Origin of the sequence: uncultured Prevotella sp. (assembly GCF_946407605.1) — a bacterium.
Classification (GTDB): Bacteria; Bacteroidota; Bacteroidia; order Bacteroidales; family Bacteroidaceae; genus Prevotella.
This window is the reverse complement of record NZ_CAMJOS010000014.1, coordinates 1-16,814: the sequence shown is the minus strand read 5'-3', so window position 1 is coordinate 16,814 and position 16,814 is coordinate 1. Positions and strand designations below refer to the sequence as shown.

Annotated in this window: 16 protein-coding genes, 1 tRNA gene and 1 pseudogene; 8 read left to right on the top strand and 10 right to left on the bottom strand. The window is 52.6% G+C overall.

The window, feature by feature from the left end:
• Window positions 1–9 precede the first annotated feature (9 nt).
• Window positions 10–1,152 (top strand): tRNA preQ1(34) S-adenosylmethionine ribosyltransferase-isomerase QueA, encoded by a 1,143-nt coding sequence (queA, locus tag Q0R57_RS07570; protein WP_294745502.1) that lies wholly within the window; start codon window positions 10–12, stop codon window positions 1,150–1,152.
• On the top strand, window positions 1,145–1,624 hold the full coding sequence (folK, locus tag Q0R57_RS07565; protein WP_294745499.1) for a 2-amino-4-hydroxy-6-hydroxymethyldihydropteridine diphosphokinase: 480 nt from the start codon (window positions 1,145–1,147) through the stop codon (window positions 1,622–1,624). The genes queA and folK overlap by 8 nt, the downstream gene beginning before the upstream one ends.
• Here folK and rpsO read toward each other — a convergent pair.
• On the bottom strand, window positions 1,593–1,862 hold the full coding sequence (gene rpsO / locus Q0R57_RS07560) for a 30S ribosomal protein S15 (protein WP_294745496.1): 270 nt from the start codon (window positions 1,860–1,862) through the stop codon (window positions 1,593–1,595). The genes folK and rpsO overlap by 32 nt on opposite strands.
• 250 nt (window positions 1,863–2,112) lie before the next feature.
• Between rpsO and Q0R57_RS07555 the strand changes: the two genes are divergently transcribed.
• The 3 genes and pseudogenes from Q0R57_RS07555 to Q0R57_RS07545 form a co-directional block, all read left to right on the top strand.
• Window positions 2,113–2,889 carry a radical SAM protein gene (locus Q0R57_RS07555; protein WP_294745492.1) on the top strand — a complete coding sequence of 259 codons (777 nt, stop codon included), beginning with the start codon at window positions 2,113–2,115 and terminating at the stop codon, window positions 2,887–2,889.
• A 172-nt stretch (window positions 2,890–3,061) separates the two neighbouring features.
• On the top strand, window positions 3,062–4,402 hold the full coding sequence (gdhA, locus tag Q0R57_RS07550; RefSeq protein WP_294745488.1) for an NADP-specific glutamate dehydrogenase: 1,341 nt from the start codon (window positions 3,062–3,064) through the stop codon (window positions 4,400–4,402).
• A 146-nt stretch (window positions 4,403–4,548) separates the two neighbouring features.
• Window positions 4,549–4,968, top strand: a pseudogene (locus Q0R57_RS07545) (septal ring lytic transglycosylase RlpA family protein); the annotation flags it as partial.
• A gap of 100 nt (window positions 4,969–5,068) precedes the next feature.
• Here the strand turns inward: Q0R57_RS07545 and Q0R57_RS07540 are convergent.
• From Q0R57_RS07540 to folP, 8 genes are all read right to left on the bottom strand, one after another.
• Window positions 5,069–5,770 (bottom strand): hypothetical protein, encoded by a 702-nt coding sequence (locus Q0R57_RS07540; RefSeq protein WP_294745485.1) that lies wholly within the window; start codon window positions 5,768–5,770, stop codon window positions 5,069–5,071.
• Between the two features lie 5 nt (window positions 5,771–5,775).
• The gene (locus Q0R57_RS07535; RefSeq protein ID WP_294745484.1) at window positions 5,776–8,358 is read right to left on the bottom strand and encodes a YfhO family protein; all 2,583 of its coding nucleotides are present in this window, start codon (window positions 8,356–8,358) and stop codon (window positions 5,776–5,778) included.
• 58 nt (window positions 8,359–8,416) lie between these two features.
• The gene (locus Q0R57_RS07530) at window positions 8,417–9,181 is read right to left on the bottom strand and encodes a UDP-2,3-diacylglucosamine diphosphatase (protein ID WP_294745481.1); all 765 of its coding nucleotides are present in this window, start codon (window positions 9,179–9,181) and stop codon (window positions 8,417–8,419) included.
• 17 nt (window positions 9,182–9,198) lie between these two features.
• Entirely contained in the window at window positions 9,199–9,519 is a 321-nt protein-coding gene (locus Q0R57_RS07525) for an iron-sulfur cluster assembly protein (RefSeq protein WP_294745478.1), read from the bottom strand.
• A complete protein-coding gene (locus Q0R57_RS07520; protein ID WP_294745476.1) occupies window positions 9,516–10,706 on the bottom strand; it encodes an acetate kinase in 1,191 nt (396 codons plus the stop codon). Before Q0R57_RS07520 ends, Q0R57_RS07525 begins: the two co-directional genes overlap by 4 nt.
• A gap of 149 nt (window positions 10,707–10,855) precedes the next feature.
• On the bottom strand, window positions 10,856–11,866 hold the full coding sequence (pta, locus tag Q0R57_RS07515) for a phosphate acetyltransferase (protein WP_294745472.1): 1,011 nt from the start codon (window positions 11,864–11,866) through the stop codon (window positions 10,856–10,858).
• Window positions 11,867–11,881: 15 nt separating this feature from the next.
• Window positions 11,882–12,679, bottom strand: coding sequence for a diadenylate cyclase CdaA (gene cdaA / locus Q0R57_RS07510; RefSeq protein WP_294745469.1), 798 nt, complete (start codon window positions 12,677–12,679; stop codon window positions 11,882–11,884).
• Entirely contained in the window at window positions 12,660–13,451 is a 792-nt protein-coding gene (folP, locus tag Q0R57_RS07505) for a dihydropteroate synthase (protein ID WP_294745466.1), read from the bottom strand. The genes cdaA and folP overlap by 20 nt, the downstream gene beginning before the upstream one ends.
• Window positions 13,452–13,592: 141 nt before the next feature.
• Here folP and murF point away from each other — a divergent pair, with 141 nt between their 5' ends.
• On the top strand, window positions 13,593–14,933 hold the full coding sequence (murF, locus tag Q0R57_RS07500) for a UDP-N-acetylmuramoyl-tripeptide--D-alanyl-D-alanine ligase (protein ID WP_294745463.1): 1,341 nt from the start codon (window positions 13,593–13,595) through the stop codon (window positions 14,931–14,933).
• Between the two features lie 6 nt (window positions 14,934–14,939).
• On the opposite strand, the gene Q0R57_RS07495 is transcribed toward murF, so the two are convergent.
• Complete coding sequence (locus tag Q0R57_RS07495) at window positions 14,940–15,998, bottom strand: pectinesterase family protein (RefSeq protein ID WP_294745460.1); 1,059 nt, start codon at window positions 15,996–15,998, stop codon at window positions 14,940–14,942.
• A 225-nt stretch (window positions 15,999–16,223) separates the two neighbouring features.
• Here Q0R57_RS07495 and Q0R57_RS07490 point away from each other — a divergent pair.
• Both Q0R57_RS07490 and Q0R57_RS07485 read left to right on the top strand, forming a co-directional pair.
• Window positions 16,224–16,296: transfer RNA gene (locus Q0R57_RS07490), tRNA-Pro, on the top strand.
• A gap of 73 nt (window positions 16,297–16,369) precedes the next feature.
• Window positions 16,370–16,814: cupin domain-containing protein (locus tag Q0R57_RS07485; protein WP_294745458.1), on the top strand; the 445-nt coding region annotated here is incomplete at its 3' end.

The window sequence follows — 16,814 nt, the reverse complement described above, 5'->3', positions numbered from 1 at the left end:
CCCAAAAATATGAAATTATCGCAATTCAAATTCAAACTCCCTGAAGAGCTTGTCGCTCTTTATCCCCCACACCGCTCCTTTGAAAACGAGGACGGAACGATTGACCGTGTTTACAACCGCGACCAGTGCAAGCTGATGGTGGTTCACCGCAAGAGCCAGAAAATCGATATCTTCAAGAAAGATGCCGAGGGCAACGATACGGAGGAATACATGACCTTCCGCAATCTGCTGGATTACTTCAACGAGGGCGACACCTTTATCTTCAACGATACGAAGGTATTCCCTGCCCGTCTCTATGGCACCAAGGAGAAAACCGACGCCAAGATTGAGGTATTCCTGCTGCGCGAATTAAACGAGGAACTACGCCTGTGGGACGTGCTGGTAGAGCCTGCCCGCAAGATTCGTATTGGCAACAAGCTGTTCTTCGACGGCGACGGACCTATGGTGGCCGAAGTTATCGATAATACCACCTCACGTGGCCGAACCCTGCGCTTCCTCTATGACTGTCCGCACGATGAGTTCAAACAGGAACTCTTCTCGCTCGGTTCAGCACCCCTACCCCGCTATATCGTCGACCGCCGCAAGGCCGAACCAGACGACATGGAACAGTTCCAGACCATCTTCGCCAAGAACGAAGGTGCTGTCACAGCGCCCTCAACGGGTCTGCACTTCAGTCGCGAGTTGATGAAGATGATGGAGATTCGCGGCTACCACTTTGCCTACATCACCGTACATTGCAGTCTGGGTTCGTTCGACCCGATTGAGGTAGAAGACCTAACGAAGCACAAGATGAACTCCGAGCAAATGATTATTACCAGCGAGGCCTGCGAGACGGTCAACAAAGCCAAGGCCGCCGGCCACAACATCTGCGCCGTAGGCATCAGCACCATCCGTGCCACAGAGAGCTCGGTAGGTACCGACGGCATGCTAAAGGAGTTTGATGGATGGACCAACAAATTCATCTTCCCGCCTTACGACTTCGGACTGGCCAACACTATGATTACCAACTTCTATCATCCTGAGTCCACAATGATGATGGCAACTGCCGCTTTCGCAGGCTACGAGCTCACCGTCGAAGCCTATAAGCTGGCGCTGAAGCATAAATTCATGTTTGGCTGCTACGGTGACGCAATGCTGATACTCGATGACTAAAACGTCACATCAGGTTTATCTCGGACTAGGGTCCAATTTAGGACAAAAGGAAGAGAACATACAGAGGGCCATCGCCCTGATTAACGAGCAGATTGGCACTGTGGTGCGCCAGTCTGCTCTTTTCTATTCCGAGCCTTGGGGTTATGAGTCTGACAATCAGTTTGTCAATGCCGCCATCCTCGTCACCACCACACTAACACCACGCCAGCTACTCAAGGCTACGCAGCGCATAGAGCGCCAATTAGGCAAAACCACAGCCCACGCCACACAGCGCCCTTCAGATATCAACCATCAACCCTCAGCCCTCTACCACGACCGTCCTATCGATATTGACATCCTCACCTACGACGACCTCCATATCGACCTTCCGGAACTAAAAATCCCCCATCCGCTGATGCAGATGAGGGACTTTGTAATGATTCCTCTTCGTGAAATCGGGTTTACTTACGCAGACCCAGAGCCTTCACGATAGCACGATAACGATTAATATCGTTAACATAAAGATACTTCAGCAGCTTACGGCGACGACCTACCATCTTGGTCAGTGAACGGGCTGTAGCATAGTCCTTGTGGTTCTGCTTCAGGTGCTCCGTCAGGTGCTTGATACGATAGGTGAACAGTGCAATCTGGCTCTCAGCGCTGCCGGTATCGGTAGCACTCTTACCATACTCAGTGAAGATCTCCTGCTTCTTTGCTTGATCGAGATACATTGTAAAATTTTGATTAATAAGTTGTTGCCATAACATTCTTCCCACGTCTTGTCGCCTTAATCACAACGGCCAACGTCGTCGAATGCATCGGATTTTCCGAAAAGCGGGTGCAAAGGTACGAATAAATGAGCAAAATACAAAATAAATTCGCATTTATTTTCATTTTCGAATGAAAGTACCTTCGGTAAAAGACCAAAGGTTCGCAAAAAATTTGTAATTTCCAAATTATTTCAGTACTTTTGCACCCAATATGTCTACAATCATCTATCCGTCGCCCATCTTCGGGCCTGTACATAGTCGCCGACTCGGTATCTCTCTCGGCATCAATCTGCTCCCTGCCGACGGCAAGGTCTGTTCCTTCAACTGCATCTACTGCGAATGCGGCTTCAACGAAGACCATCGCCCCAAGCAGTCCATGCCTACACGTCAACAGGTGGCGCAGAAGTTGGAAGAGAAGCTGCAGCAGATGAGTGCTGAAGGACAGCTGCCCGATGTGCTTACCTTTGCAGGCAACGGCGAGCCCACATGCCATCCACACTTTGCTGAGATTATCGACGACACCATCCGCCTGCGCAACCGCTACTGCCCTCAGGCTAAGGTCTCTGTGCTCAGCAACTCTACGATGATCCATCGTCCTCAGGTGCACGACGCCTTGATGCGTGTAGACAACAACATACTGAAACTCGACACCATCGACCCCTTATATATTAATAAGGTGGACTGCCCAGTAGGTACCTACGACGTCGGCCTTATTATCGACCGCATGAAGGCCTTCAACGGCCATCTCATCATCCAGACCATGTTTATGCGCGGCGAATACCAAGGCGAAAGTGTCGACAACACCAGCGACAGTTTCGTCAGCCCCTGGCTCGACACCCTCCGCGCTATCAAGCCCCAACAGGTCATGGTCTACACCATCGACCGCGAAACGCCCGCCCACGGTCTCCTCAAGGCCACCCACGAGCAGCTCGACGCTATCCGCGACCGCGTCATCGCCCTCGGCATTGCCTGCTCTGCCAGCTATTAATCGACTTCACAGCAGTAACTCTGACGAGTCCTACAGGAGATTATCTGTGGGATATTTGTCTCGTATAATTCCAATTAACATTATTTTTCCGTAAATGTTTGGAAGTAAAAGGAATTTTTCTTATTTTTGCGCTGAACTAAAAACTCAAAGATTAACTTTAAAACATAAAACTATGGAAGTGGAGAAAATTATGCAGTCGTTGGAGCAGAAGCATCCTGGCGAGCTGGAGTATTTACAGGCCGTGCGCGAAGTGTTGGAGTCGATAAAGGACGTGTATAACCAGCACCCCGAGTTTGAGAAGGCCAAGATTATTGAACGTATCGTGGAGCCTGAGCGCATCACGACTTTCCGTGTGCCCTGGGTGGACGATAAAGGCGAGGTACAGGTAAACATTGGTTACCGCGTGCAGTTTAACAGCGCTATAGGCCCCTACAAGGGCGGTTTGCGCTTCCACCCGTCTGTAAACCTAAGTATCCTGAAGTTCCTAGGCTTTGAGCAGACCTTCAAGAACGCGCTGACCACACTGCCTATGGGTGGCGGCAAGGGCGGTGCCGACTTCTCTATCCGTGGCAAGAGCGACAACGAGGTGATGCGTTTCTGTCAGGCGTTTATGTGCGAGTTGTATAAGGTGATAGGGCCCGATATGGATGTGCCCGCCGGCGACATTGGCGTGGGTGCCCGCGAGATAGGCTATCTCTTCGGCTACTACAAAAAGCTGACCAGTCAGTTCCATGGTGCCACACTTACAGGCAAGGGCATGGAATGGGGCGGAAGCATACTTCGCCCAGAGGCCACGGGCTATGGTGCTCTCTATTTTGTGCATCACATGCTGGAGACTCACGGTCTTGACATCAAAGGCAAGACGGTAGCTCTCTCAGGCTTCGGTAATGTGGCTTGGGGTGCTGCGAAAAAGGCTACCGAGCTGGGGGCAAAGGTCATCACCATCTCTGGCCCCGACGGTTATATCTACGACCCTGCAGGCTTGGATGCCGAGAAGATTGAATACCTGCTGGAGCTGCGTGCCAGCGGCAACGACATCTGTGAACCTTATGCCGAAGAGTTCGATGGTGCTCAGTTCTTCGAGGGTAAGAAGCCGTGGGAGCAGAAGGCCGACATCTATCTGCCCTGCGCCACCCAAAACGAGCTCAATGGCGATGATGCCGACATGATCCTGGCTCAGAAGCCGCTATGCGTGGCCGAGGTGTCGAACATGGGCTGCACGGCCGAGGCTGTCAACAAGTTCATTGCTGCCGGTCAGCTGTTTGCCCCAGGCAAGGCTGTGAATGCTGGCGGTGTGGCTACCAGTGGTCTGGAGATGACACAGAACTCCATGCGTATCTCGTGGACTGGCGATGAGGTAGACCAGAAGCTGCACCATATCATGCAGGGCATTCATGAGCAGTGCGTCAAGTACGGCAAGGAGCCCAGCGGCTATATCAACTACGTGAAAGGTGCCAACGTGGCTGGCTTCATGAAGGTAGCTAAGGCAATGCTGGCACAAGGCATTGTATAGAGCTCGGCAAAGCCAAGGTCTATAAAATGTCGGATAAAGGCATTGTATAGAGCTCGGCAAAGCCAAGGTCTATATACAATGTTAGCACAGGGCATCGTTTAATTAGTAATTAATAATTAGTAATTAGTAATTAATATTCTTGAGGAATGAGAAGTGAAAATGAAAGAATAAAGAATGGGGCTGCCGCATATCTAAGACAACATACCAAGGTTGTCAGGCTGTTTGCCGTTGCGGTACTATTGCATTTATCATTTCTCATTCCTCATTCCTTTTGTTTGAACGCGCAACACGTTCAAACAGGAAAGGCATCGTACTATACTAAGAAGTGGACGGGCCGTAAGACGTCTAACGGCGACCGGCTGCATCACGACAGCCTGACCTGCGCCCACCGCACCTATCCCTTCGGCACCCTCTTACAAGTAACAAACCCAGCCAATGGCCGGGTTGTTGTAGTGAAGGTGAATGACCGCGGACCTTATGTCCGAGGACGTATCATCGATTTATCGTGGGGAGCCGCCAGAGACCTTGGCATCTTGTCGCAAGGCATCGCCACCGTCACGGTAGAACCCCTGGTGCACTTCCAGATTCCCATGAAGAAAGACTACGACCTCGTAATTCCCATGATTAGCGATATCGTTGAGAACGAGGCATTTCCCTGGAAGCCTATCAGCGAGCATTCTTTGCGGTAGGTACGCTGAACTCGCGAGTCTGCGACTTCACCTCACGTCCTGCCTGCACCACGCCGATGCGCACAAGAATCTCACCATCTTTCAGTCGTTTGTCAGCCAATATGGTGGCCGTATAACGTATGCCCTGACGCGGTCCGATACTCTCGACACGCAGGTTGGGCGATATGTTAATGTGCTTGTTGCCGGTAGCATCCTCCACAAACGGCTGTATGTCATAAATAGGATGGTCAGAGGTGTTCATAATCTCGAACATCACTGTGCACTCTTCGCCACGCGTCAGCACGCCGTCGTGCTGCATCTCAGTAATCATGGCATTGCGAATATTGAGCGGAGCCTCTTCTGGCTCAATCATGATACGGTCGTCGCCACGTCCTTCTGGGTCGAAACCGCTGTCATCAGACTGATAACGCTCGTTCTCGCGAGCACGGGATCTCTCCTCGTATTTCTTCTCCTGGGCATTGTCGATGGCAGCGCCAATGGCAGCTCCAGCCACTACGCCACCCACCGTACCGATGAGTGCGCCCGTATGGTGTCCGCGCCAACCACCTGCAATACCGCCTATGGCCGAGCCGATGACATGTCCAAACTGACCGCCCACATAAGCGCCGCCAGCAGCATTACTGGTACAAGCACTCACCACGAGCAGCAAACCAAGCACCCAAATAAAACTTTTCTTCATAGCTTTCACGATTGATGTTTCTTTCTGAAAATCCTTAAGACTACTCCTGCCACCACCAGCAGCAACAGGATGACGAGTGATATATAGGCGAGTGTCTCCGTGGTGTTGACCGACTTCGGGAAGAAGCTGAGCACCACCTGGTGCTTACCACCACTGATATGGATGGCACGCAACACATAGTTCACACGACCCACTTCTACCTCCTGACCATCGACAGAAGCCGTCCAGCCAGGATAATAAATCTCAGAGAATACCAGTACGCCGCCCTTGCTGCTATTCACAGTATAGGTCAGCTGGTTAGGCTCATAGGCCGTCAGCTCCACATTTGAGAGTGAATCCTGCGCAACCGTCTCGCCCAGCACCTGCTGGAACTGCTTGTCGGCCACAGCCTCGTGGCGCAGGTTCATCTGTCCCAGCGCGTCAAGCTCCTGATTGGCATTATCCACATACTTCACCTGGTCCACCAACCACGCATTGCCGTAGGCGTAGGGGTTCTGCACATCAAGGTTCTGCGATGCCAGCAGGAAATACTTAGCATTGAGCATGTTGAGCACGTTCCAGATACTGTCGCCATTCACCTGGGTGAGGTCGCCGTAGAAGTTCTGGATAGACTGGCGCACATCGTCGGTCTGGCGACTGATATAGCGCTCTATGAGCTCCTGATATCGGCGCAGCTTGGCGGGGTGATAGCCGCCGATGCTCTTATGATAGTATGAGGTCTCGTTCTCATTAAACAGGTTGCCGGCCAGATTCAGCACACGATAGTAGAGCGTGGGATCGTCTTTGATACGACGGTCTGCCTCTGTCATCGGACGAATCTGCTGCAACTCCACCTTCTTCACAAACTGGTTGTTGTCGTTGGGGTTCAGGTAGCGGCGGTTCACCGACCACAGGTCCACCAAGCAGAGTGCCAGCAGACCGAAGGCCATCATCCACGTCTTCAGTTTCTTGGCCTGATAGAGCAGCAATATCAGCGTGCCAATGACGATGATGATGAACGAACGCCAGCAGTCGGCTGTGAACAGGGCCTGACGGGCTTTGCTCAGCGCCTCCAACAGCGCGTCGGCATCAGCCGGTGGTGGCAGTATCTGATGGAACAGCGTATTCTCGGCATTTGTATAGAAATCGAAAAATGTTGTTGGCATCAGGGCAAACAGCAAAGCAATACCGCCGGTCAACGCGAAGGCGATAAGGATGGCGGTTTGAGGTTTGAACTTTGAGGGTTTGGGGTTGTTGCGACGCTCTACCAGTTCCTTGATGGCCATCATCGCCATAAGGGGAATGGTGAACTCGGCAATGACCAAGATACTCTCCACAGCCCTGAATTTAGCGTACATAGGCACATAGTCGATGAAGAAGTCGGTCAGACCCATGAAGTTCTTACCCCACGCCAGCATGATGCTGAGGATCGTGGCAGCCAGCAAACCCCACGTCAGCGGCTTACGATAGCATACCAGCATACAGAGCACAAAGAGCATCAGCACAAAGGCACCCACATAGACAGGACCCATGGTACCGTTGGCGCCCTCCTCCATATTGTCGTTCCAATATTGCGTGAAGTAAAGGCCGTTCTGGCGCAGGTAGTCAAACACCTGCTGGGCAGGCATCACCTGACCCTCACCCACACTCACACTCATATTCTTAATAGCCTCACGGGCATTCTCATCGTCAAAGAGGAGATGCATCGAGGTACCACCCTTCACGTTGGGCACCAGCAGCGACCACGTCTCGCCGATGCCGTAGCTATAGTCGGTGATATACGAGCGTTCCAAGCCGCCGTCGGTCTGGTTGGCAGCATCTTTCTTCACCAGCTCGCTCTTGCCGCGCATGGTCTCCTTCGAGTATTCCCATGTGTGATAGAGGTTCGAGATGTTGACCATCACGCCCATCAGTCCGCCAAGGATACATACGCCCGTAGCCTTCAGGAAACGCATATATTCCTTCTTGAGGATAGCCTCAACAAGGAAGGCCACAATCATCAGCAGGATGACAAACAGATAGTAATAGGTCATCTGCACGTGGTTGGCGTGCACCTCAAGGGCGGCGAAGAGCGCCGTCACAATGAGCGCCCACAGGTATTTACCCCTATAGGCCAGCACGATACCGCCAATCATGGGTGGCAGATAGGCCAGCGCCATCACCTTCCACAGGTGACCGGCAGCAATGATAATCAGGAAATAGGTGCTGAACGCCCAAAGCACAGAGCCTAAGGCAGCCAGATGCTGACGGAAGTCGAAGGCACGCAGCAGGATATAGAAACCCAACAGATAGACAAACAGATACCACACATTGTCGGGCAGCCACAGGTGATATGCTTTCTCAATAGCCGACAACGTGGTGGCGCTGTCGTACGATGGTGCTATCTGATAGGTGGGCATGCCCGAGAACAGCGAGTTGGTCCATCGGGTGCGCTCACCAGTACGCTGACTATACTGCGAGGCTTCCTCGCCCATACCCACACCTGCCGAGATGTCACCTTGGTTCAACACACGGTTCTGCACGTCGGCGGGATAGAAATAGGCAAAGGCCAGAATCGCAAAGAACGCTACTGCCAGTACGTCAGGCAGCCATTGTTTCAATATTTTCATAACGTATTGTTTCTTATCTGGGTGCATATATACAAAATTATTTTCAAACTATGGCTTCTCACAGCTTACTTTCGCCCTCGATGTACTGCTGCATGAGAAGATGGTCGCCGTCCCAGACCACATAAGAGAACTGGGATATCCAGTCGCCAAGGATGATGACTCGCGCCTTCTTGGTGAGCTGCAGGTCGACCTCGATATGACGGTGTCCATAGATAAAGACATCGACATTAGAGTGATACTGGATGTATTTCTTGGTATAGAGAATCAGGTGTTCACGCTCCTCGCCCATGAAAGGAGGAACGCCATCAGCCTCGTGTTTCATCCGCGAGTGCTTGGCCCAGGAGAGTCCGAACCACAGCCCCCAACGGGGATGAAGGGAAGAGAAAAGATGTTGGCAAAGGCGGTTATGGAAGATAGAGCGAATGACCTTGAACGACTTGCTGGGGTCGCCCAGGCCGTCGCCATGTGCCAGATAGAATACCTTTCCATAGAGCTCTACGGTCTGTGGCTGCTTGTGGAGGATGACACCACACTCGCGCTCCAGGTAGTCGTAGGCCCAGATGTCGTGGTTGCCTGTGAAATAGTGCACCTCGACACCCATATCAGTCAACTCGGAAATCTTACCGAGGAAACGGGTGAAGCCCTTAGGCACCACATAGCGGTATTCGTACCAGAAGTCGAACATATCGCCCAGCAGATAGACGGCAGCTGCCTTGTCCTTGATACTATCGAGGAACCGTACCAGCCTACGTTCCTGCATACGCTTGTGGTCAATGGCCCACGAACCGAGGTGAGCATCAGACAGAAAATAGATATTCTTCATTCCTAATCAGTTTCAGTTTAGTCGAAGCCCAGTTCCACTCTGGCTTCTTCACTCATCATGGACTGGTCCCAGGCAGGCTCGAACACCAGGTTGACATTGGCGGTGCGGACACCCTCAACACTCTCAACCTTGGTGCGTACATCCTCGAGGATGAAATCGGCGGCAGGACAGTTGGGAGCCGTAAACGTCATATCCAGCTCTACGCTCTCATCGTCGAGCACCTCAATTCTGTAGATCATGCCCAAGTCATAGATATTGACAGGGATCTCAGGATCGTAGACGGTCTTAAGCACGTCTACGATCCTTCCCTCTATCTTGTTACGTTCTTCCTGTGTCATAGCAGGTTCATCGTATCGGTGGCAATCATCAGCTCCTCGTCGGTAGGAATCACCACTACCTTCACCTTTGAGTCATCGGCAGAGATAACAGCCTCTTCGCCACGCACCTGGTTCTTCTGGTCGTCGAACTTCACGCCCAGGAACTCCAGACCCTTGCAGACCTCAGAGCGCATGCCAATCTGGTTCTCACCAACGCCTGCGGTGAAGACAATCACGTCCACGCCACCCATAGCGGCAGCATAGGCACCGATATACTTCTTGATGCGATAGAAATACATCTCCTGAGCCAGTGTAGCACGCTTGTCGCCCGACTTGGCAGCATTCTCCACATCACGCATATCGCTCGAGCCGCCAGTGATACCAGCCACACCACTCTTCTTATTGAGCAGGTTGCTCATACCGTCGGCATCCAGACCCAGCTTCTTCTCAAGGAAGGTCACGGCACCACCGTCGATATCACCAGAACGGGTACCCATCACCAGGCCCTCCAGCGGGGTGAGACCCATAGAGGTATCCACGCACTTGCCATCGAGCACAGCAGCGATAGATCCACCATTACCAATATGACAGGTAATCATCTTGGTACCTTGGGCCGAAAGACCAAGGAACTCTAAGGCACGAGCTGAGACATAACGGTGAGAGGTGCCATGGAAGCCATAGCGACGCACGCCATACTTCTCATAGAGCTCGTAGGGGATGGCATACATATAAGCCTTGGCGGGCATGGTCTGATGGAAGGCGGTATCGAACACGCCCACCTGAGGCAGACCAGGCATCAGCTCCTTCACGGCGTTCACACCCTTCAGGTTGGCAGGGTTGTGCAGCGGAGCCAGGTCTGAGCACTCCTCGAAGGCCTTCAGCACCTCGTCGGTCAGCACTACAGACTTGTTGAACTTCTCGCCGCCATGCACCATACGGTGACCTACGGCGTCAATCTCCTTCAGGTCTTTGATCACACCAATCTCTGGGTCTGTCAGCAGAGAGAAGATAAACTTCACGCCCTCGGTATGCTCAGGAATATCGTGCATAATCTGCTTCTTCTCACCATTGGCCAGCTTCACCTTCACGAAAGCATTGTCCAAGCCTACGCGCTCAGCACCACCACTGGTCATCACGGATTTATCATCCATGTTATATAATGCATATTTAATAGAACTGCTGCCACAGTTTAATACTAATATCTTCATAATAAGCCCACCCAAGCCCTCCCCAAGGGAGGGATGTTTTAGGGTGCTCCATTTTTTTTAATATTCTTGTTGTAATTATTCTCTTCTGCTTTACCCATCACATTGTCTATATAGACACCCCTCCCTTGGAGAGGGGATGGGGGTGGGCCCTATTTTTTTGCGTCCATTGCCTGACAAGCGGTGATGGCGACGAGATAGTAGATATCCTCGACAGAGCAACCGCGAGAGAGGTCATTGACAGGACGAGCGATACCCTGCAGGATAGGACCGATGGCAGTAGCACCAGCCAGACGCTGCACCAGCTTATAGGCGATGTTACCAACCTCGAGACAAGGCATCACCAGCACATTAGCCTTACCGGCAATCTCAGAACCAGGAGCCTTCTTTGAACCTACAGAGGGAACAAGGGCGGCGTCGGCCTGCAGCTCACCGTCAATCTTCAGACTGGGATCGAGTTCCTTAGCCAGCTTCGTAGCCTCAACAACCTTGTCAACTACCTCGTGAGAAGCAGAACCCTTGGTAGAGAAGCTCAGCATAGCCACGCGGGGATCAGCGAAGCCTGCCACGCTCTTAGCGGTCTGGGCTGTGCATACAGCAATCTGACTCAGCTGGTTGGCATCGGGCATAGGCGTTACGGCCACATCACCAAAGACGAGCACACCATTCTCACCATACTCGGGCTTATCGGTAATCATCAGCATGGCACCGCTCACACAGGTGATGCCAGGGGCACACTTGATAATCTGCAGGGCAGGACGCAGGGTCTCGCCAGTGGTTGACAGTGCACCAGAGATCTGGCCATCGGCACCCTCGGTCTTGATAATCATACAACCCAGATAGAGGGGATCTTTCACCAGCTCGCGAGCCTTCTCGATGGTCATACCCTTCTTCTCGCGCAGCTTCTGCAGCAACTGGGCCATCTCCTCGCTCTTCTCGTAGTTCAGCGGGTCAATAAGTGTGGCCTTGTCAATGTTTTTCAGTCCCTTCTCAGCAGCCAAGGCATGCACCTTCTCAGGGTTACCAATCAGAATAAGGTCTGCAATGTCGTCAGCCAGCACACGGTCGGCGGCTGTCAGGGTGCGCTCCTCCTCAGCTTCGGGGAGCACGATGCGCTGCTTGTTACTCTTAGCACGCGCAATAATTTGTTCAATTAATCCCATAGTTTTGTAATATGTTTATATTTGTTTTGATGATTGCTTAGAAAGCCATTCCGTGAGGGTGGACTCCAGCTCCTCACCCGACTGGCGAAGGTGGAACACACCTCCCGACGATGTGCTGATATAGCCTGTCTCCTCAGACACGATGACACACAGCGCATCACTCTCCTGCGACATGCCCAGGGCGGCACGATGGCGCAGACCCAGCTCTTTGGGGATGTCAAGGTCGTGGCTCACAGGCAGTATGCAGCCTGCCGCCTTGATACGGAAGTTACTGATAACCACGGCGCCGTCGTGAAGCGGTGAGTTCTTGAAGAAGATGTTCTCGATGAGACGCTGGTTCACAGAGGCGTCGATGATATCACCCGAAGCCACGATATCGTTGAGGGGCACGTTACCCTCAATCACGATGAGAGCCCCCACCTTGTTCTTCGACATCGACATGACGGCCATCACCAGCGGCATGATGCTTTTCTTCACCTGTGCGCTGTTGCGGTCTTCCATGCGTTTTGGCGAGAAGAGGCGCATCAGCGTACGGAAACGACGGTGAGCGCCAAGATTATAGAGGAACTTTCGGATGTCTTCCTGGAAGATGACCACGATGACGATGACACCTACCGACACCAACTTGTCGAGGATGGTTCCCAGCAGGCGCATCTCCAGGATCTGCGACACGAAGAGCCATACCACGACGAAGATCATGATGCCCACGAAGACGTTCAGCGAACGTGACTCGCGCATCAGTCGGTAGATGTAATAGAGCATCACTGCCACCAGCAGGATGTCGACAAAGTCCTTAATTCCGAATTCTATCATACATCTTCACTATTTCTACTGCTTCCTTCACATCGTGCACGCGCAGAATGCTGGCACCCTTCATCAGTGCTATCGTGTTAAGGAACGTGGTACCGTTGAGTGCCTCGGCAGGCGAGGTCTCCAGCAGTTTATAAATCATCGACTTACGTGAGATACCCACCAGGATGGGCAACTCAAACACCTGCAGCTTCTCCATCTCGGCCATCAGGCGGTAGTTCTCGTCCAGCGTCTTACCAAAGCCGAAACCCGGGTCGAGGATGATATCCTTCTGTCCGAAGTCGCGCAGCATCTGCACCTTACTGGCAAAAGCCATCAGCGTGTCATGCAAGTCTTTCTGCACCGACATTAATATATATGGTACACGAAGACGGGCCACCATGCGGAACATGGCCTCGTCAGCACCCTCGCTCACATCGTTGATAATGTCGGCACCATATTCCTCCACAGCCATGCGGGCCACGTCAGGACGGAAGGTATCTACCGACAGCGCCACATCGGGCTGCACACGACGCACCACCGCCAGCGCCATCCTTAGGCGTTCCATCTCCTCCTGCTCCGACACCTCGGCGGCACCCGGTCTGGTGGAGTAAGCACCCACATCGATGAAGGTAGCTCCCTGACCGACTATCTCGTCAGCCCTCAGGGCTATCTCCTGCTCCGTCTGCTTCCTGCTGTCGGCAAAGAACGAGTCGGGCGTCGCATTTAGGATTCCCATCACGCGTGGCGTCTGAAAATCCATCAATCGACCCTTAATATTCAGCGTATAATCCATATTCGTCCGCAAAGGTACAAAATTAATTATGAGTTAAGAGTTAAGAAGTAAGAAAATTTTCCGTAGCAATACATTTTTTCTTAATTCTTAACTCTTAACTCTTATCTTTTTCTTAACTTTGCAGCAAAATTCACGAAGTTTATGGAAATTAAGGAACTCTACAAACTATACCAGCAGCATCCGTGCATCACCACCGACAGCCGCGACTGCCCCGAAGGCAGCATCTTCCTCGCCCTGAAAGGCGAGTCGTTTGACGGAAACAAATTCGCCCTCTCGGCACTCGAAAAGGGCTGCAGCTATGCCATTGTGGATAGTGAAGAGTTTAGAAACACTCAAAACTCTAAACTAATAGTCGTTGACGACTGTCTTCAGACCTTTAAGGACCTGGCCCGCGAGCATCGCCGCCAGTTCAACATCCCCGTCATCGGCATCACCGGCACCAACGGCAAGACCACCACAAAGGAGCTCATCGCCGCCGTGCTCTCGCAGAAATATAATGTGCTCTACACTCAGGGCAACTTCAACAACGATGTCGGCGTGCCCAAGACGCTGTTCCGCCTGACGAAGGAACACGAGATTGCCGTCATCGAGATGGGTGCCTCGCATCCTGGCGACATCAAGACGCTGGCAGAGACGGCTGAGCCTACCTGCGGCCTCATCACCAACGTGGGACGCGCCCATCTGCAGGGCTTCGGCTCATTCGAGGGTGTCATCAAGACCAAGTGCGAGCTCTACGACTTCCTGCGCTCTCGCAAGGACAGCCTTATCTTTATCAATGCCGACAACGAGATACTGGTCGACCAGATTGACGACGACGAGGAGATATGGCTCACCCCCTACTCCACCGAGGTCGACAACCAATACACTTGTATCAGCGGCGAGGTCATCTCGTGCGACCCCTTCCTGAAGTTCCGCTGGCGCGAGCCCCTGATGACCCTCGAAGAAGAGGGACGCAGCACCAAGTGGCATAAGGTGCAGACCAAGCTCATCGGTGCCTATAACATCGACAACCTGCTGGCAGCCATCTCCGTAGGCATCAACTTCGGCGTGGACCGTAAGAAGATCTGTGCCGCCCTTGAGGAGTACACGCCTTCGAACAACCGCAGTCAGATGACGGTGACGGAAAAGAACCACCTCATCGTCGATGCCTACAACGCCAACCCCACGTCCATGCATGCCGCCCTCGACAACTTCAGTCAGATTCAGGCCGACAAGAAGATGGCCATCCTGGGACAGATGGGCGAGCTGGGCGAAGAAAGCGACAAGGAGCACCGCCTATTGGTTGACCGCTTGCAGTCTGCCGGCTATGACGACGTATGGCTCGTAGGCGATAACTTCAAGGACATCGACTGTCCGTTCCGCAAGTTCCACGATACAGAAGAGGTAAAGGCAGCCATCAAGGCGCATTGCCCAGAAGGCTTCTATATACTTATCAAGGGCAGCAACAGCAACAAGCTGTTCCAACTGCCCGAGCTGCTATAGAAAAGACTATTCCTTCAATAGCTTACGCTTCAACCGTCCGCCCTGCTTCTCCAGCTGGCGGACGTTTTTTTGTGGCTGCCAATCGGGAAAGACGTTCTTCAGCGTGTACTTCGCCGCCTGCTGCTCGGTCAGGATGGTCTCTACGGCATGCGACTCACCGTTAAGCGTAAACGTCACCACGTTCGACCTCGGCGTGATGTCGCGCCCCTCGCCGTCCGTCGTGCCATACTCATAGAAGTCATTCTGAATGGTTCGCATACCCTTCGGCTCAAAGCGCGTGGGCTGCAGCATCTCAGGCGTCTCCAGCGTCGTATAGAGCCACACACAACGGGGATGCTCTCGCCAGCCGCGGGCATAAAGAAACTCGGAGTCGTCATTGCGGATGGTGCAATGGCTGAACACATAGCCCCATGCCGTCTTTGACGTTCGTGGTGCGGCAATGATATCGCGACCGCCACCCTCTGTCCTGCGTTTCTCCGTCACCAGTAGGCAATGGTTGAAAAACACGTCACCCGCCCCACAGATAAAGTCGATGGTGCCGTGAATCTCGGCAGCTTCAAAGTAAGAGCGGCCCTGTTCATTGTTACTATAATAGGTGTCCTGATACGACAACATCCTCACGCGCTTCATCATGGTCCTGTCGCCCTTGTCCTGCCAGCACACCGCCCTGCCTACCGCGCCCGAGTGGTAATAGTCCAGCGCGTTCTTCAGCGTCAGGTCCTGCACATAGGTCTCACGGCCCTGGTTCAGCAGCGTGGCCGTCTTGCTGATACCCTCGTCCTCCACATCAGGGGCGTTCACAATGACGGTGCCCTCCATGCTCTCGCCCACCAACGCTATGCGATGGCCCGTGATGGCCGTCAGCGTGCGTTTGCCAAGATCGTAAACGCCATTGGGCACGAGTATAAAGAGTCGCTTCGACGTAGCGTCGGCATTCTGCTTGTTGGCCTGTTCTATGGCTTGCAGCAGACTCTCCGCATTGCCAGCCTCCACTACAATCTGAGCCTCAGCAGAAGCCGCAAGGAAAGAAAGAAAACACAGTAGGAATTGTTTCAGGTGCATCATAACCGTTCATCCGTTTATGATGCAAAGTTACGAAAAAACGAGAGAAGAACCAAATTTATTTGAGTTTTTCCGAGTGAAGAGTAAGTTCGGCGAAGCCAAAGTTACGACAAAAAGCCGAGACGCCACAACTTTTCCCAAAAAAATTTGCTCAATCCACAAAAAAGCACTACCTTTGCACACGGTTTGCAAAAAACCGCCTATAACAGCGGTCTCAAACAATCAAATCGGGATGTAGCGCAGTTGGTAGCGCACTACGTTCGGGACGTAGGGGTCGGGCGTTCGAGTCGCCTCATCCCGACAGAAAGTGGTCTTTTCGACCACTTTTATACTTTATGACTAATCGAAATATATTAACGAATAACAAAACTGCAATGAAACAACTGAAATCATGGATGCTTGCCGCCGCTATTGTTTGCGGTGCCATGGCCTTTATGACAGGCTGCAAGGAAGCAAAAGCAAATGAAACGAATGATGAAGAAGCCGTAAAGACGGTAGTGAGCACCGAACTGATCCGCACCTCGCAGAGCTGGGATGGCGAGGAGCTGCCCGACTATTTCCAGGGCCGCCCCGAGCTGGTAGCCGTGAAGTACGTGTTCCCCGCAGGCCAGAAGCTGGGCTGGCACCACCACGTGGCCATGAACTACGGTGTGCTGGTACAGGGCGAACTGACCATCATCGGTCTGGACGGAAAGACGAAGGTGGTGCATGAGGGCGAGGCCGTCGTCGAGATGGTCGGCACCGTACACCACGGCGAGAACCGTGGCACGAAGGACTGCATCCTCTACATGTTCTACCTCTCGCAGAAGGACCTGCCCC

Bases quoted from the DNA above. Each gene is read 5' to 3' on its own strand.
- queA (WP_294745502.1), top strand. From the start codon at position 10: ATGAAATTATCGCAATTCAAATTCAAACTCCCTGAAGAGCTTGTCGCT.
- folK (WP_294745499.1), top strand. From the start codon at position 1,145: ATGACTAAAACGTCACATCAGGTTTATCTCGGACTAGGGTCCAATTTA.
- rpsO (WP_294745496.1), bottom strand. From the start codon at position 1,862: ATGTATCTCGATCAAGCAAAGAAGCAGGAGATCTTCACTGAGTATGGT.
- Q0R57_RS07555 (WP_294745492.1), top strand. From the start codon at position 2,113: ATGTCTACAATCATCTATCCGTCGCCCATCTTCGGGCCTGTACATAGT.
- gdhA (WP_294745488.1), top strand. From the start codon at position 3,062: ATGGAAGTGGAGAAAATTATGCAGTCGTTGGAGCAGAAGCATCCTGGC.
- Q0R57_RS07540 (WP_294745485.1), bottom strand. From the start codon at position 5,770: ATGAAGAAAAGTTTTATTTGGGTGCTTGGTTTGCTGCTCGTGGTGAGT.
- Q0R57_RS07535 (WP_294745484.1), bottom strand. From the start codon at position 8,358: ATGAAAATATTGAAACAATGGCTGCCTGACGTACTGGCAGTAGCGTTC.
- Q0R57_RS07530 (WP_294745481.1), bottom strand. From the start codon at position 9,181: ATGAAGAATATCTATTTTCTGTCTGATGCTCACCTCGGTTCGTGGGCC.
- Q0R57_RS07525 (WP_294745478.1), bottom strand. From the start codon at position 9,519: ATGACACAGGAAGAACGTAACAAGATAGAGGGAAGGATCGTAGACGTG.
- Q0R57_RS07520 (WP_294745476.1), bottom strand. From the start codon at position 10,706: ATGAAGATATTAGTATTAAACTGTGGCAGCAGTTCTATTAAATATGCA.
- pta (WP_294745472.1), bottom strand. From the start codon at position 11,866: ATGGGATTAATTGAACAAATTATTGCGCGTGCTAAGAGTAACAAGCAG.
- cdaA (WP_294745469.1), bottom strand. From the start codon at position 12,679: ATGATAGAATTCGGAATTAAGGACTTTGTCGACATCCTGCTGGTGGCA.
- folP (WP_294745466.1), bottom strand. From the start codon at position 13,451: ATGGATTATACGCTGAATATTAAGGGTCGATTGATGGATTTTCAGACG.
- murF (WP_294745463.1), top strand. From the start codon at position 13,593: ATGGAAATTAAGGAACTCTACAAACTATACCAGCAGCATCCGTGCATC.
- Q0R57_RS07495 (WP_294745460.1), bottom strand. From the start codon at position 15,998: ATGATGCACCTGAAACAATTCCTACTGTGTTTTCTTTCTTTCCTTGCG.